Below are 15752 nucleotides of genomic sequence, written 5' to 3'. Positions count from 1 at the left end.
GAGCAGATGGAAGTCGAGTACCGATCTTACCTACAATCACCAAGAATATGGGATACTATTAAGGATCCACAAAAAGTAGGTTATATTCTGAAAGAGTACGTACATAATAACGGGCTCTTTCTGAAAGAAAATCCTCTAAAACAAGAATTACAAATCTTACAAACAACTCCTGAAGGAAAAATTTTCCTTAGGATAGACCCTGAATCTATAAATGAAGAAGGCGAGATCACAGTTTACAAAACCTTAAGTAAACATATGGAGATCGGCTTTAGAGTGGATTCAGTCAATCATGAGGACGGGGTTGTCGTCTGTTCTCCTGAATACGTAAGGATCGCTAAAGATGGCCGCATTCTTCCTAGGATAGAAGGACTACAAGGCAAAGTAGTAGCACATAGATTTCATATGCTTAAGAAAGAACAGGATTCCACCAAAGTCCTGGGAACTTCCGGTCAAATCCTGCTTACCGACTTACATAAGAATATCTTATCAGAGTATCCTTTTTCCAGATTGGTATTTCCAACAGGAAAGGAACTTAGCTTCGAACAGGATTTAGCTAAACGTACCGGTAAAACTATTTTCGTAAAAGACGCAATCAGTATGGATCCTCTATCCCAGGAAGAGGCAAGCGGCTTCAATATTCTAGATCTAAAACAAGAATTAGAAGATGAGATGCTTTTGGAAGATAGAACCAAAGTTTATCGTTCAGGCAAAATCCAATCCTTTGCAATCTATCCGATCTATTACAAAGATCCTTCCGGATCTAAACTCGTTGCTTTAGGTTATGCGGAGACTAAGGATAGAATTTTAGATCCTGCTATTCTAAAAAAATACGCAGAGTTAGAAGATGTATTTAATGAAAGGATAGAAGATTCCAATACTCTGGATGTAGATATCCGTCAAAACGTGATCAACGCTTCCGAAGGCGGAATTCTTTTAGAAGTAACCGAATCCCAGCTAGTCGAATCGTTTCTGCATAAACCTTTCTTTACTGCGGATATAACTTTTAAGATGCAAGCTCCGTTAAGGTTCGCATTCAAAATCCGACATATTTCACAAGTAGGGGAAATTTATCTGGTCGGTGCAGAAATAGTTGGCTCCAACGATGCCAAGACGAATATGACTCTATTAAAGAAGAATTTAAGCTTCATTAAGAGCGTCTAAGAGACTTGGAAAAACAGAAAGCCTTTTTACCCACAGCCCCGTACAAGGGGACGAGAGATTTTTATCCGGAAGAAATGAGATTCCGAAATTGGATGTTTTCCGTAATGAGGAAGACTGTCCAATCTTTCGGGTACGAAGAATACGACGGCCCAGTCCTAGAATCTTTCGAACTTTATCTAGCTAAAAGTGGAGAAGAGATCGTTCAACGACAACTCTACGATTTTAAGGACAAAGGAGATCGTCATGTAGCGATCCGGCCGGAAATGACTCCCACTCTGGCAAGAATGGTTGCTGGAGAAGTTAGAAATCTTGCAAAACCTATCCGCTGGTTTTCTATTCCGAACTTATGGAGATATGAACAACCTGGTAAGGGTCGTCTTAGAGAACATTGGCAGCTCAATGTGGATCTGTTCGGTGTAAATTCTTATAGAGCGGAAGTTGAGATCATTCTGATCGCTAACGCTATTTTAGAAAATTTTAAAGCTCCGAAAGGAAGTTACCAGATCAAAGTCTCTCATAGAGGGATTTTGGATTCATTTTTGAATCAAACTTTGGCTTTAGCTCCTGAAAAAGCGCATTCAGTTTCTAAACTTTTAGATAAAAAATCCAAGATCAGTAAAGAAGCATTCGAGGAAGAGATAAAACCTCTACTTTCTAATCCGGAAAAACAATTAACTCTCATATATAAATACTTAGAAACAAATCTTCAAACAATCGGAGAATTAGAAGGTATAGATCCTTCTTCCGTCGAGTTCATTCGAAATCTTTTCTCTGATCTAGAATCTCTGGGAATTAAAGACCAATTGGAATTTGATCCTTCTATCATTCGTGGTTTTGATTATTATACAGGTTGTATTTTCGAAGTATTCGATACCAATCCCGAAAACAGAAGATCTTTATACGGCGGAGGAAGATACGACAACCTGATCGGATTATTCTCCAATGAGCAACTTTCCGGAATCGGTTTTGGATTAGGGGATGTGACCTTCAAAAACTTTTTAGAAGGACATAGACTTGTTCCAAAAGATCTGAATTCTAAAACTGCTGTTTTAATTCCTTTGATGGACGATAAAGTTTTTCCGGAAGTTTTAAAACTCGCAGAAGAACTTAGGAAAGAAGGAATCGGAGTGGAAACAATGCTCGAGCCTGCAAAACTCGGCAAACAAATCCAGACGGCGGAAAAAAAGGGATATCGTTTCTTGATCTTCTTAGGAGAATCCGAAATCTCCGAAAACAAGGTTCAGCTAAAAGATATCGTCTCAGGAGAACAATCTTCTGTTTCCAGATCGGATCTAATCTCCATTTTACGGAAATCCTTACTTGGATAAGAACACATTGGAAAAATTATCCGCTTTTGAAAGAATCGATTATGCGATCGCGATGTTCATTCGCGAAAAGATCCATACTCCTCTTCTGAACCGAACTCTCTCCAGGATCAATCGAGGAGAAATAATGTTAGTTCTTATTCTTCCTTATCTTGCTTATGCGGCATGGGAGGGAAGTCTTCCTTATCCTTGGTGGATCGTAATTCCGTATGCCGGACTTATCGCCTATGCAAATGATCGTTTTGTTTTAGTATTAAAGAAGCTGATCGCTCGTAAGAGACCGCTAGTCACTGTAGCTGGAAAAGTGGATCAAAATCCGGATATGAAACATTCATTTCCTTCAGCTCATGCATCTAACTCGATGACGGCAGCATTGATCTTAGTGTTTGTTTTCGGTTTTCCGGAATGGTTTTTGGTGCTGAGTCTTTTGGCGGGGATCGGAAGATTATTATCTCTTCACCATTTTCCCTCCGATGTACTCGGAGGGTGGTTGATAGGAATCTGTTTCGGGACCTTAGGCCTTTTTCTTGGCCGCTGGCTTCTTCCCTACTTGTTTGGAACCACCTAAGGCATCCAAAGTAAGTTTGTGACGGATCTCTCCTTCGTGAGCGATCGTCGTAGAAGCGATAACTTCGTCGTTCAAGTCAAAGTTGATCTTCTTCTCTTTAACCAGTAGTTTCAGATAATTTAATACGTTCTTAGCGAACATTCTAGAAGCATCTGAAGGAAGAGAACCTGCCAGGTTTTGGTGACCAACTACGGAAACTCCGTTTTTAGTTAATACAACCTTACCATGTTGAGTGTACTCGCAGTTTCCTCCGTTTGGAGAAGCAAGGTCCACTACTACGGATCCAGCCTTCATTCTATCCACGATTTTTTTAGTGATGATGATTGGAGCTTTTCTTCCTGGGATCAAAGCTGTAGTGATGATCACGTCTGCTTTAGCTGCAAATTTTTCGATCGCTTCTTGCTGACGTTTTTTATATTCTTCAGTTTGTTCTACAGCGTAACCGCCCGCAGCTGCGGAGTGAGTTGCACCTTCGACCTCAACAAATTTAGCTCCAAGAGACTGAACTTGCTCTTTTACTTCAGGACGAGTATCAAATACGTCTACAACTGCACCTAATCTTCTGGAACTTGCAATTGCTTGTAAACCTGCAACACCAGCACCAATGATAAGAACAGAAGCAGGAGTGATTGTTCCTGCAGCGGTAGTTAACATTGGGAAGAATCTGGTCAAATGAGTGGAAGCAATAAGAACAGCTTTATATCCAGCAACGGTTGCTTGAGATGAAAGAACGTCCATGGACTGAGCACGAGTGATACGAGCAATCGCATCTAAGCTTAGTACTGTAACTTTCCCTGCCGCAAGCTTTTTGATAACCTGAGGATTCACTGCAGGTTGGAACATTCCTAAATAGAAAGCTCCCTTTTTGATCTTAGATAAGCTTGCTCCATCCGCTAAGTGAATGCTCACAACTAGATCGGATTTTTTTAGGACATCCGCGCGAGATTGAATCGTCCCCCCGGCTTTTTTATAATCTTCGTCGGAGAAAAAAGATCCTTCTCCAGCGCCTTTCTCGATGATAACAGAAGCACCGATTTTTTTAAGGGCATCAACTACGTCTGGCGTTACCGCGACTCTAGTTTCTTCCTTAGCTTCTTTTAAAACTCCGATATTCATACAGCCTACTCGAAACTCAATTTTTCGGTTAAATTCCCTTATAGGGGAAAAGTAGGTCCAGATTTTCTTGGCGAACGATTAATCCAAGTGATTTTTGAAATAATCGACCGTTTTCCTGATTCCCTCTAATAAAGGTACCTTAGGTTCATAACCCAGTTTTTGTCTAGCTAAAGTCAGATCCGGCTTTCTGCGGGCAGGATCGTCTTGAGGAAGAGTTTTATAAATGATCTTGGAAGAAGAGCCGGTTTCTTTTAAAACTAACTCCGCTAGTTCTTTAACGGTAAACTCTCCGTCGTTGCCCAAGTTTACGGGACCAATGAAGTCTTGGGTATTCATCATTCTAATGATACCATCTACAAGATCATCCACGTAACAGAAGGACCTGGTCTGAGAACCATCTCCATAAACTGTGATATCTTTTCCTGCAAGTGCTTGGACCACAAAATTACTTACAACTCTGCCGTCGTCAGGAAGCATACGAGGTCCGTAAGTGTTGAAGATACGAATCACTCTTATGTCCACTTTATGATTTCTATGATAATCGAAACAAAGAGTTTCAGCGACCCTCTTTCCTTCATCATAACAACTTCTGATACCGATTGGATTTACGTTTCCCCAATAAGTTTCTTTTTGAGGATGTTCGATAGGATTGCCATAAACTTCACTGGTAGACGCTTGCAAGATCCTTGCTTTTACTCTTTTAGCAAGTCCCAACATATTCGTGGTACCGAGTACGTTTGTCTTAATAGTTTTGATTGCGTTGGATTGATAATGAATTGGGCTCGCAGGACAAGCGAAGTTGTAGATCTGATCTACTTCGAGTCGGATCGGTTCAGTGATATCATGACGTATTAGTTCGAAGCGAGGGTTGGAGAGAAGTTTTTCAACATTCTTCTTTCTTCCTGTGTGAAAGTTATCTACGCAAATAACTTCGTTACCTTCTTGTATCAGTCTTTCACATAAATGAGATCCGATAAATCCGGCACCACCGGTCACTAGCACTCTATTAGCCATCAATTCTCTCGATATCCATAAATTCCGGCGGAAGAGGTTTACCGTTCAGATCCAAACCTCTGCTTAAAAACCATTCCAATACTTCCGGAGTTACTTCTCCAGGAAATGGATTGTCTAAACCTATCACCGGCCCTTCATCAAATCCTGGGGTCTCATCCGGAACCGGACGAGGAGCTACCGCTCGCTTCAATGAAAAGAATATGATGGATACGCTAAAAAAGGACCAGAGCAGAGCAATCAAATATCCCAAGAACAAAACTGATTTAGGAACAGCTCCACCAGGAGAGGTTCCAGTTGCCCAGTATGCCAAGATACCTGCATCCGTATTCTGAACATTCTCAGTAAAATCTAAAAGATCATAAAGGCTATATAAACTCACGCTGGTCCCTAAAAACACAGTGATCAATCGATCCCAGCCGAATGGAAGGAAGGAAGAGACTAAAAGAAAAATCCCCCAAAGCAAACCTGTCCTTTGAGCAAGTCCTCCGGAAGAAGTATATTTCAAAGTGAGTAATAAAACCGCCCCTCCCAAAAGCAATAAGGTGGGACGGACCAGACTTCCTTTGAATCCTCTGTTGATCAAAAATCCTCCGACCAAACATGAACCCAAATAACCTGCGGAGACTACGAATATAAAAGGGCTTTTGCCGGATGTTGGAGATGCAACGGTTTGCCCTGCCTCATCACCATTCAGTTCTATCATCTGAACGGAACCGCCGGAAATCAAAGTTGCGATCGCATGTCCTGCTTCATGGATAAAAACAACGAAGTCTTTTAGATACGAAACCCATCCATGATTCCAGTAGGAAAGAAGAGTCACTATGATCGCGAGTAAGAGTGCAAGCCTTAGGAAACGATTCTCCATTCTAGAATCAATATCGGCTTTTTAAATGGAATTTTCAGTCGGTTTTTAGAATTCAATCTGTTTTAAAATGACTTAAAATTCCGCCAAATTTTTGAGAATGTTCTAGAGTATCTTTCACAGAATGCCTGATATTCTCCGACGTAGCAGCTATGTCTTCTGCAGATTTGGAAATAGCACTCATAGAATCTGAAATTTCACCAGCGGAAAACTTTTGTTGCTCAGAAGTTCCAGCCATCATCTTACCCAAAACTAAAACCTGATCGGAACTACTGCGGATTTCTCCGAGTCTTTTGGATTGTTCTAATAAAAGACTTTTTACCTTAGATGCAGAGTTATGGACTTCTTCAATATAGTTCTGAAGATTTTCGAATACATCTACAGACTGTCCCACTTTCAGAGCACCTTCTTCTACCGAGTTAGATGTACTTTTTACAAGATATGTGATGTCTTTGATACTCGACTTTGTTTGTTCTGCAAGTTTAGAGATCTCATCTGCAACTACTGAAAACCCTTTGCCTGCTTCTCCAGCTCTTGCGGATTCTATAGATGCGTTTAGCGCAAGCATGTTCGTTCTTTCCGAAATACTTGTGATAATTCCCACGATCTTATTGATCTCATTGGAATATGAACGTATCTGTTCCATAGATTGGATTGCTTCATTAAAGATCTGTTTTGCCTGATCAGCTTTATCAGCGACATTACCGGCTTGGGATTCCAAATTTTGCATCGATTCCGAAGTTTTCCCTAAGGACATGTCAATAGAACCAATACTATCGTTTACATTGGATAAACTTCTGGTTTGTTCGTTAATAGTTAGTACGATCTCATCAATCGTTTTAGAAAGTTCGTGAGAAGCAGCTGCAGTTTCCTGTACAGCATGTGCTTGCTTTTGAGAAACTCTTTCGAAAGATCCCACTGATTGGAATAATTCCTCATACAGTTTCAAGTTTCTCTGGTAGTTCTCTTTCATTTGTACCAAAAGTCCCCAAAGACTGATAGTCATACATCTAAAGTTAGAATAGATCCTGTCCGCGTCTTCGACACCCTCTTTCCTAGGAAATTCAGAAGCAAGATTTCCATTCACTACCCTGCCCACAATCTCTAAGGTTTCTGACATTTTCTTTTTCAAGCTATAGAGGGCTCTTAAACAGAGAGAAAATCCAAGAACAACGGCGAGAAACGATAAAGTAGCGGCAACAGGATCCGTTAAAAATAATTTCAAACCTAAATAAGAAGAAGGAACAAATATACATGCAAATGTAAAAGCTACAAGGCCAAGATATCCGAATTTCACTCGGAGTGAATTTATAAAAGATAGGAATGATCTAATGAGTTGAGATTCTCCGTTCAATCTCGCAAAAAGTTTTTCCGCCTTTTCTATCTGTTGTCTGTTTGTTTTCTTACGAACAGACATATACCCGGTGATCACTCCATTTTCAAGAACAGGAGTAACAGTAGCATCCACCCAATAGTGGTCTCCATTCTTTGCGCGATTTTTAACGATCGCATTCCAAGGACGACCGGATTGAACTGTGTCCCAAAGATCTTTATAAACTGCTGGAGGTATATCGGGGTGACGGACAATATTATGAGGTTGGCCCAGCATTTCCTCTTCTGAAAAACCGCTTACATCCGCGAAGTCCTGGGAAACGTAAGTGATCTTTCCTTTTGAGTCTGTTCTGGAAATAATTACCGCCGATTCAGCGAACTGAATTTCTCGGCCCGTAATCGGAAGGTTCTTTCTCATATTTTCAGTAATTTTTTAGAGTCAAGTTTGGTATAGCGAATTTAAGATACCGACTTCTTGATTTTGTTTAATGGGGGTATGAAAGAGAAATAATCCGGAAAAAATCATTTAAAGAATAATACTTTCGGCTTATTTTACAAGAGAATACATCTTAAAACCGACCGCATTATCTATTTTATGAAAACGAGATATGCTTGGATACATCCAGCGATACCGCCTAGGAATGCACCTAAGCTGATCAAGGTGGCCTCATCTTCTTTGAAAACCGAATGTAATAGATGTTCAAATTCTTCAGGAGGTAGTATACTTAAATTTTCGAAAACTAATTTTTCGATCTCCAATCTTTCTTCGATATAGTCTTTCATTTTGTCTGCCGTTTCAGGCACCAATTCCAAAATAGAATCCGCAATCTTCTCCTTTAATTCTTCTAGTTTTTTAGAACCCAAGATCAAAGAAGCATAAGGGATTTTTTTCTTTAACTTCTCATCCATCAATTCTTTGGATTTGGAAAGAAGTTCCGTAATGATCAGATCCCCTCCTTTCCCTTTGAAGATCACACCGATTAAACTTTCAGGATCTAAAATTTTAGAAGCTACTACGGATGCAAATTCTCTGGAAACATCTATCTGTCTTTTTAAGAAAAGACCTTGGTATTTGAAAAACATAAAGTTCTTAGGTTGTAAAGGGGAGAAGATCATAAGGATCGCAAGCCAATTGGTGATATAACCGACAAAAACTCCCATAAGCGGCATGGTCCACCATTGGTTTAAATATGCGATGAACAAGACTTGGACACAACCGATCAAAAACCCGAAATAAATCCCGGAACGAACAATAAATCTAAATTCAGGGCCTCCACATCTCCTGAAAATTTCAGAGAGAACGTTTGCATTTTCTCCGGAAAGAGATTCTTTGATTAAATCACCAATCCCTAATATACTTTCCAAATTTTTACCAAAAGAAGTATAGATTTCCTGAATCTTTTTTGGAATATCTTCTCGTATTTCTTTTTCTAAAATTTGTTTCGCTTCTTCCGGGACCATTTTCCAGATCACGGGGTTGTCCGCGAAAAATATATCTTTGACTATGGAGGAAGACTTTTCTCCAATCCTGTCGCGGATCAGATCTGAAATTTGCACAGGATCGATTTTTTTATACAGATCGTATGGTCGGATCAATCTCTCCATCATTACATCCGAAATGAGTCCTGCCATTTTTTTAGAATGTTTTGGAATAATACCCTGCCAGCCTAAAATTCCCCATCCTCTAAACTTCACAGGATAGAAGATCATCTGCACCGCTATATAGTTTGTGATCCAACCTACAAAAGAGCAAGTGACCAGAATTGAAATGATCTCTATCATTGACCCGTGCATCGGGCCGAGTTTCATAGGTCCGAAAATTCGATTCAAGAAAAATTCAATATTAATTATACTTGTAAAAACGTATCAATCCAATGGGATCCAGGGTTTCTTTTTTCATTTCTTTTTCTATTCATGTAGCCCTATTTTTATCTTATTATTTTGTACGAAATCTAAGCCCTGAAAGTTTTTCAGAACAAATCAAACTAAGCCTCAGCAAAGGACAAATCCCGAGTTTACATTTTTCACTTCCTAAAAATTCAGGAGAAGGACCAAATACCTCTTCAAATTCAGGTCTGGCGGGAACCCCAGAGGCAGAGATTGAAAGATTCAAAAACGAGATCCATTTTCCACCGGAGGCATTGGAACAAAGATTAGAATCAGATTGTTCTTGGGAAGTAGTGATTGGGTCTAATGGCGCAGCCAAAAATATTACCACTATCAAACCTTGCAAATATAAGGTCTTCGAAACACAGTTTAGAAGATCAGTTTCTAGCTGGAAATTTCAACTGCCGGAAGGAAATATAATAATTATTCCAGTATCCTTTCACATTGAATCAGATGAGTGAATCTTTCAAATCATGGTATGCAGTTTATACAAATTCTAGGACAGAAAAGAAGTTAGCGCTAGAACTTTCCAAAAAGGGAGTAACCCAATACTTGCCGATTATCTCGACCAAAAAACAATGGTCTGATCGGATCAAAACGGTTCTGGTGCCTGTTTTTCCTTCTTATGTATTCGTAAAAATTGATATAAGAATAGAAAAACTAAAAGTCCTGGAAACCTCTGGAGCAGTAAAGTTCGTCTCTATCGGAGAAACTCCTATCGTAATCGATGAAGAAGATATCGAAACAATTCGACAGATTGTCACTGAATATCCTGATAAGATCAAGATAGAAAGAGAAAAGATGCTAGCTCCAGGTAAAAAGGTGCTGATCAGAAGTGGACCTTTCAAGGACAGAAAGGCAAGAGTGATCCGAAAAGGAAGTAAATCGTCTATTCTTGTTTCCATTTCCGGAATGGATACTACAGTATCCTTGGAATTGGATTCGGAACTATTGGAAACGGGCGAGGAGAATTAGAAGTGGGAAATACATTAGATAAAGTTAAAAAAGCTTTAGACATAGAGATAGAAGCAATCCTTCATTTTAGGGAAAATCTAGATCCAAACGTAGAAAAAGCGGTCGAACTCATCTTCCAATCCAAAGGTAAAGTGATCGTAACTGGAGTAGGAAAATCCGGAGACGTAGGTAAAAAGATCGCATCCACTTTATCTTCTACAGGAACCCCTTCTTATTTTCTTCATCCGTCAGATGCAGCTCATGGTGACGCAGGAATTTTAGCCCAAGGTGATGTAGTTATCGCAATCGGCAAAAGTGGGGAAAGTGAAGAATTGCTTAACCTTCTCCCTACTATAAAAAGTATTGGAGCCAAATTAGTAGGCTTAACTGCAAATCCCCAATCTAGATTGGCATTGGATTGTGACATTGTAATCCTAACTCCCGTATTAAAAGAAGCGTGCCCTCTTGAACTTGCACCGACTTCCAGCACTACAATCGCGCTGATGTTGGGAGATGCGATCGCAATGGCATTAATGGAACTTAGAGATTTCCAAAAAGAAGATTTCGCGTTATACCATCCTGCTGGAAGACTCGGAAAAAGATTATCCCTAAAAGTGGATGATGTTATGAGGAAGGGGGACAAGCTTGCAAAAGTTAGCTCCGACGCAAGTTTAGAAGAAGTTCTCTCCGAGATCACAAAAAAACTCGTGGGCGCTACCGGAGTCGTAGACCCGGGCGGAAAGTTGATTGGATTTGTAACCGATTTTGATATTCGAAAATTGTTAAATGATGGAAAATTAGATAAGTCCATCAAAGCAAAAGATTTAATGAACCCTAAACCTACAGTATTCGAAAGCGGGATTATGGCCTACGATGTTTTACAATCCATGGAAAGAAGAGAAAAACCTATCTCGGTAGCTCCAATTGTTTCGAAAGATGGAGCATTATTAGGTATCGTTTCCATTCACGATCTTTTGCAAAAAGGGCTTTGATCATCGGATGAGCAACGACTCTCAAAAAATACGGATCATTCTTACATTGAATGAAGAAGAGTTTTTTGGATTAAAGACTCTTCCTAAGGCCGATTTTTTAGAGATCCGTTTGGATCAATTTCGTTCAGACAAAGATGCTCCAGATAAGATCTTACAAAAAATAAAAGATCTAAATGCATCCTGTGTATTCACTTATAGACAACCTGAAGATTCCAGCCTGAAAAGTTTAGGTGTCTGGAATATAGAAAATATTGCCCCCTTACTTTCCGGATTAGAATCAGGAAAACATTATGTAGATCTGGAATTGGATAAGGATAATCCAGTCTTTAATGGAATAGACGAGGATCGTTTCGGGATCATTCGATCCGTTCATAGTTTTTCTGGAATTCCGGATTACGAAGAATTACTCTTTTTCCTAAGACCAGTCACTGAAGAAGTTTTAGCTACTGTTAAGTCGGGACTTCCTTTCCAAAGAATTTTTAAGATAGCTGCACTTCCAAAGAATGAAAAGGAATCCAAAGATTTCCAAGAATATGCACTTAAACTTTCAAAACTATGTGCCAAACAGAATATCCCAATAGGCTTCTGCGGAATATTAATGGGAGAATCAGGAAAAGAATTTAGGATCTTTCCGGAAAGGATAGGATCTCAGTTTACTTATTGTTGTTTGGGAGAACCAAAGGCTCCCGGACAAGTGGATCTGGAAACCTTACTTTCAAAAAGAAAATAAACGATTAGTCCCTATCTTGGGAATCGTCGTCGTCTTTATCATCGTCAGATTTTTTATGATCTCTAGTTCCAGCTCTTGTCTCCAAGAATGTTTTGAAACCTTCGTCGGATCTGAATTTTTTGAATGCCTTGTCTTTTTCTGCAGAAGACCAATAAGAAGATTTGATACTCCCTGATCTTTTAATATAGGACATTGTCTTTTCTTGGTCATTCTTCTCTGCATAACATTTCGCTAAGAGATAATAGGCTCCTGCAGAATCTTCTACTCTTTCCAAATGATTGATCGCTTTTTCTACGGAACCGGTGTATAGATAGGTTTTACCTAAATAAAAATTGTATTCTCTAATTTCTTCTTCATCCGGTTGGACAGCATGAAAATATTTGAGAGCTTTTTCATAGTTACCGTTGTTTGTATAATATCTAGCAAGTTTTAAAATACCATCGTAATACACGTCCGGAAGTTCTTTTAGTTCCGGATTTTCTTTTTCGATGGCGGCACCGATTTCTTTCAGAAGATCATAACCTTCTTCTTTTTTGCCGATCTGTATTTTGCAGAGGCCGATATACATTCGGATCTCTCTGGTTTTTTCTCCGTATTCGAGAGCTTTTTCGGCGGTTTTGATCGCACTATCACAATCCTTTTGCTGCCATTTAATTTTGGTCAGACCAATCAAAGGAAGGACTGTATGTTTATTTGCATGCGCCTTTCTGTAATACTTGGAAGCTTCTTCGAAGTTTTTCTTTTTATGATAAGCGGCAGCCTGGGTCAGGTGAGTATAATAAAGTAATTTTTCTCTTTCAGATGGGATCTTAGGCTCTATACGATTTAAAACAACGAGCGCATCGTCATAATTTCCAATGCGAACGAGAAGGGCACCATACTTATAACCATACTCCACATTCTCCGGTTCACTTTTAACTAATCCGGAAAGAATAGATTCAGACTTAGCAAATTCTTTTTCATTATAATAAGCTAATGCAAGTCTCCAGAGGATCTCTTTGTTATTTGGTTCTTGTTTTAATTTTTTTTCGAGGCTGGAAACACTTTCCTGCTCCGGTTCTTCCTCATGATAAACAGGTTTGCGAGGTCCCCCGGAAGAATATCTCTCTTCTGCGGCAGCTCTGATCTTTTGGATATGGGAAAGATCCGGATCGATCTTTAGCAATCGATTGGAATAAGAGATCACTTCCCCATAATCTCTCTGATAATTATGATAAAGAATGATCTTTGTAAGGGAATTGACTAAATCCTTTTTGGGAAGATTTAAACTGACTGCTTTCTTAAATGCTTGGATCGATTTATTATAATCTTTTCTGCTCTCATAGATATAACCCATGTACATCCAGGCCTCGCCGGAAGAAGGGTTTCCATCGTTATATTTTTGGAATTGTTTGAGAGCTTCTGTATAGTCTTTTCTGGAATAAGCTTTTTTGCCCTCTTTCATATCTGCGAAGACAGAATTGGAAAAGAAGAATATACTAAAGCAAATCAGTAGAGAAAAGAAGGACTTACGCATACTAGTAAGACCTACATTTTCCCTCCGAATACTACAAAAGAAGGAAGGCATTTATCCAATTTTGGAAGAGAACGCCACGAATAAAGTGGAATTCTCGCCTTCCAAAAGGAATTATTTATTTCCTAAAACCTCTGACTTTCTTTGAGCCAAGGCTCTTGCGGCTCTTAGATTCACGCTCATGGTCGTAATTTGTGGATTTACGGATAATCCTGTAGGATATACAGAAGCATCCATTACGAAAATATTCTTATGACCGAAGAGTTGGAAATCTAAATCCACCGCACCAAGGTCGGCTGATTTGGCTGCTTGGATAGAACCGTGAGGGTGAGCAGAACCGATTGCGATCTTTCCAGGTTCGATGCTCTTGTCTAAGATCCAATCAAACTTGGAATTTTTATCCACTGGTATCGGATCTTCTACATCAGGGAATGGGAATATGATCGCCTTTGCACCTGCCGCAACTTGTACTTCTGCGAGAGCTTTCAAACCTTTGAGTAGATTTTTGCCGTCGGTAGGAGTGATCTCGAAATAAACTTTTCTTCTTCCTAAGGACCATTTTACCGAAGCATTCGCTTCTCCATCAGCACCATCACGAACTAGCACGATACCTGCGCTCATATTCGGATACTTCTTCATAGCATCGAATTGTCTCTGTCCATAGAAAGGGATCAGTGAGCTTGCCAAAGTAGGGCGGAATGGAGCTACTTCTAACCAATATCCATAACCCGTATTATTTTGGTTATGGCCATGTTTGATCACTGCGGATTGAGGTGGTCCAGAGAACATATTGATCGTCTCGTCAAAGATGGCAAAGTTCGTGCTGGTAGGATGGACTTTTAAATTTCTTCCGACCCAATCGTTTCCTAACCCCGATCTTTGTAATAATGCAGGACCTTCTATTGCCCCTGCACTTACGATTACTACAGGAGCATCGATCACTACTTTTTCTATAATATTGTTCGGAGCCTTTTCGTAAGGATCAGGAGTGAATTCTGCAACTACAGTTTTAATATCTCCGTCTTGGATGTATTGTGCTCTCATATTCGAGATTACAGTTGCACCTGCTTCGATCGCATCAGGGATCCAGGTTAAGAATGCGGATTGTTTTGCGTTAATAGGGCAACCTAAACCGCAACGGCCTAGACCGATACAACCTCTATTATTATTTTTTAATACTTCCGGATGTAGGCCTAATGCTTTTCCGCCTTTCATTAAGGTGTTATTGTTTGCATTGATCAAGTTCGGAGGAACTTCATGGACACCAATCCTTTCATGGACTTCTGAAATATACGCGTCCATTTCCTGTCTTCCATAACCTTTCCAACCGAAACGGGAATCCCATTCGTTGGTCACGTAATCAGGAGGATAAAGAGAAGTTTGCCAATTTACAGTGGTCGAACCTCCTACGGTCCTTCCTTGTAAGATAGAAAGAGTTTGCTCTTCTGAGATGATAAATCCCGCATCTCTATATAATCTAGCTTGGGAAAGAAACTCATCTCCTGTGAATTTTGCAGGATTAAAATATCCGCCTTCTTCGATTAGAATTACTTTCCAACCCGCTTTTGCAAGAGTGGCAGCGACTACTGCTCCCCCTGCGCCGGAACCAATGATGACAGCCTCTGCTTGTAATTTCCAAACTCCGTCTTTGATCCCGTTCTCTTTGATCAAAGATTCATGTTTTTCAGGAGTTATGATCTTATAATTTGCCTCAGGAATTGCTCCCATAGTTCTTAACCTTTATATCCCACTAGTTCGTTATAATCTCTTTCCATAGAAACTAAGAAGAAGGACAGCTGGCGCATGATATTATAAGCGCCTCTTTTCAAAGATAGGGAAGAGTTTTTCCAGGAAAGAAGACGTTTCTCTCTATCTTCTTTGGAAAGTCCTACCATAGAGGTGAAAGAAAAATCCAAAGCAAGAGAAACGAGAGAAGAGCCAGGCAAGAATGCCAATAATTTCAAAACGGATTCTGTATCGATAGGGTATGGATGACCGTAGATGTATTTATCCGCAGCCACTCCCAAATCGAATCCTTGGATTGGATTTCCTACCAGGAAAACCTCTTCCAAAGATTTGAAAGCGAGATATTCAGAATCACTCAATCCATGCAATTTAGGAATAGATCCAGGTTTGCAGGAAGCTTGAGGAACTAGGATGGCGGAGATGGCCGCCGTTTTGAACAAAAACTTTAGAAAGCGACTACGAGAGACTTTCTCATCCAGAAACGATTCCAATTCTAACTCCTAAACTTTGTTCGAAAAAACAAAGTTTACCGTAACGAATGTTCTGGAATAT

15 protein-coding genes are annotated in these 15752 nt (G+C 39.8%); 7 read left to right on the top strand and 8 right to left on the bottom strand.

Translation table 11 applies throughout. The annotated features are described in order from the left end of the window. The first annotated feature begins 6 nt into the window (after window positions 1-6). The 3 genes from EHO65_RS16375 to EHO65_RS16365 are packed head-to-tail and all read left to right on the top strand — an operon-like array spanning window position 7 to window position 3054. Window positions 7-1161: a DUF1577 domain-containing protein gene (locus EHO65_RS16375; RefSeq protein ID WP_135775619.1), complete on the top strand. Its 1155-nt coding sequence runs from the start codon at window positions 7-9 to the stop codon at window positions 1159-1161. 5 nt (window positions 1162-1166) lie between these two features. Next, window positions 1167-2489, top strand: a complete 1323-nt coding sequence (gene hisS / locus EHO65_RS16370; RefSeq protein ID WP_135775618.1) for a histidine--tRNA ligase — start codon at window positions 1167-1169, stop codon at window positions 2487-2489. Window positions 2490-2541: 52 nt separating this feature from the next. After that, window positions 2542-3054 carry a phosphatase PAP2 family protein gene (locus tag EHO65_RS16365; RefSeq protein ID WP_167482048.1) on the top strand — a complete coding sequence of 171 codons (513 nt, stop codon included), beginning with the start codon at window positions 2542-2544 and terminating at the stop codon, window positions 3052-3054. On the opposite strand, the gene EHO65_RS16360 is transcribed toward EHO65_RS16365, so the two are convergent. The 5 genes from EHO65_RS16360 to EHO65_RS16340 all read right to left on the bottom strand — a co-directional run bounded on the left by EHO65_RS16360 (window position 3001) and on the right by EHO65_RS16340 (window position 9187). Next, window positions 3001-4170, bottom strand: a complete 1170-nt coding sequence (locus EHO65_RS16360) for a Re/Si-specific NAD(P)(+) transhydrogenase subunit alpha (RefSeq protein WP_135775616.1) — start codon at window positions 4168-4170, stop codon at window positions 3001-3003. The two genes, EHO65_RS16365 and EHO65_RS16360, sit on opposite strands and share 54 nt — an antisense overlap. 78 nt (window positions 4171-4248) lie before the next feature. Beyond that, window positions 4249-5184 (bottom strand): UDP-glucuronic acid decarboxylase family protein, encoded by a 936-nt coding sequence (locus EHO65_RS16355; RefSeq protein WP_425269355.1) that lies wholly within the window; start codon window positions 5182-5184, stop codon window positions 4249-4251. Next, window positions 5177-6049, bottom strand: a complete 873-nt coding sequence (locus EHO65_RS16350; RefSeq protein ID WP_135775614.1) for a M50 family metallopeptidase — start codon at window positions 6047-6049, stop codon at window positions 5177-5179. The genes EHO65_RS16355 and EHO65_RS16350 overlap by 8 nt, the downstream gene beginning before the upstream one ends. 52 nt (window positions 6050-6101) lie before the next feature. Continuing rightward, window positions 6102-7796, bottom strand: a complete 1695-nt coding sequence (locus tag EHO65_RS16345) for a methyl-accepting chemotaxis protein (RefSeq protein ID WP_135775613.1) — start codon at window positions 7794-7796, stop codon at window positions 6102-6104. A gap of 170 nt (window positions 7797-7966) precedes the next feature. After that, on the bottom strand, window positions 7967-9187 hold the full coding sequence (locus tag EHO65_RS16340; protein WP_244243554.1) for a DUF445 domain-containing protein: 1221 nt from the start codon (window positions 9185-9187) through the stop codon (window positions 7967-7969). A gap of 65 nt (window positions 9188-9252) precedes the next feature. Here EHO65_RS16340 and EHO65_RS16335 point away from each other — a divergent pair, with 65 nt between their 5' ends. Genes EHO65_RS16335 through EHO65_RS16320 form a run of 4 tightly spaced genes read left to right on the top strand, consistent with a single transcriptional unit; the run spans window position 9253 to window position 11941 of the window. After that, complete coding sequence (locus EHO65_RS16335; RefSeq protein ID WP_135775612.1) at window positions 9253-9726, top strand: LIC_10042 family TonB-like protein; 474 nt, start codon at window positions 9253-9255, stop codon at window positions 9724-9726. Next, window positions 9719-10240, top strand: coding sequence for a UpxY family transcription antiterminator (locus tag EHO65_RS16330; protein ID WP_208744120.1), 522 nt, complete (start codon window positions 9719-9721; stop codon window positions 10238-10240). Before EHO65_RS16335 ends, EHO65_RS16330 begins: the two co-directional genes overlap by 8 nt. A gap of 2 nt (window positions 10241-10242) precedes the next feature. Beyond that, on the top strand, window positions 10243-11211 hold the full coding sequence (locus EHO65_RS16325) for a KpsF/GutQ family sugar-phosphate isomerase (RefSeq protein WP_135775610.1): 969 nt from the start codon (window positions 10243-10245) through the stop codon (window positions 11209-11211). A 7-nt stretch (window positions 11212-11218) separates the two neighbouring features. Then, window positions 11219-11941 (top strand): type I 3-dehydroquinate dehydratase, encoded by a 723-nt coding sequence (locus tag EHO65_RS16320; protein WP_135775609.1) that lies wholly within the window; start codon window positions 11219-11221, stop codon window positions 11939-11941. Between the two features lie 4 nt (window positions 11942-11945). Here the strand turns inward: EHO65_RS16320 and EHO65_RS16315 are convergent, their stop codons facing one another. The 3 genes from EHO65_RS16315 to EHO65_RS16305 form a co-directional block, all read right to left on the bottom strand. Beyond that, window positions 11946-13457: a tetratricopeptide repeat protein gene (locus EHO65_RS16315; protein WP_135775608.1), complete on the bottom strand. Its 1512-nt coding sequence runs from the start codon at window positions 13455-13457 to the stop codon at window positions 11946-11948. Window positions 13458-13568: 111 nt separating this feature from the next. Further along, on the bottom strand, window positions 13569-15182 hold the full coding sequence (locus tag EHO65_RS16310; RefSeq protein ID WP_135775607.1) for a GMC family oxidoreductase: 1614 nt from the start codon (window positions 15180-15182) through the stop codon (window positions 13569-13571). A 5-nt stretch (window positions 15183-15187) separates the two neighbouring features. After that, window positions 15188-15691 carry a hypothetical protein gene (locus EHO65_RS16305; protein ID WP_100708637.1) on the bottom strand — a complete coding sequence of 168 codons (504 nt, stop codon included), beginning with the start codon at window positions 15689-15691 and terminating at the stop codon, window positions 15188-15190. Window positions 15692-15752 lie beyond the last annotated feature (61 nt).

This window comes from Leptospira andrefontaineae, assembly GCF_004770105.1.
GTDB lineage: Bacteria > Spirochaetota > Leptospiria > Leptospirales > Leptospiraceae > Leptospira_B > Leptospira_B andrefontaineae.
This window is presented reverse-complemented; position numbering and strand designations above follow the sequence as displayed.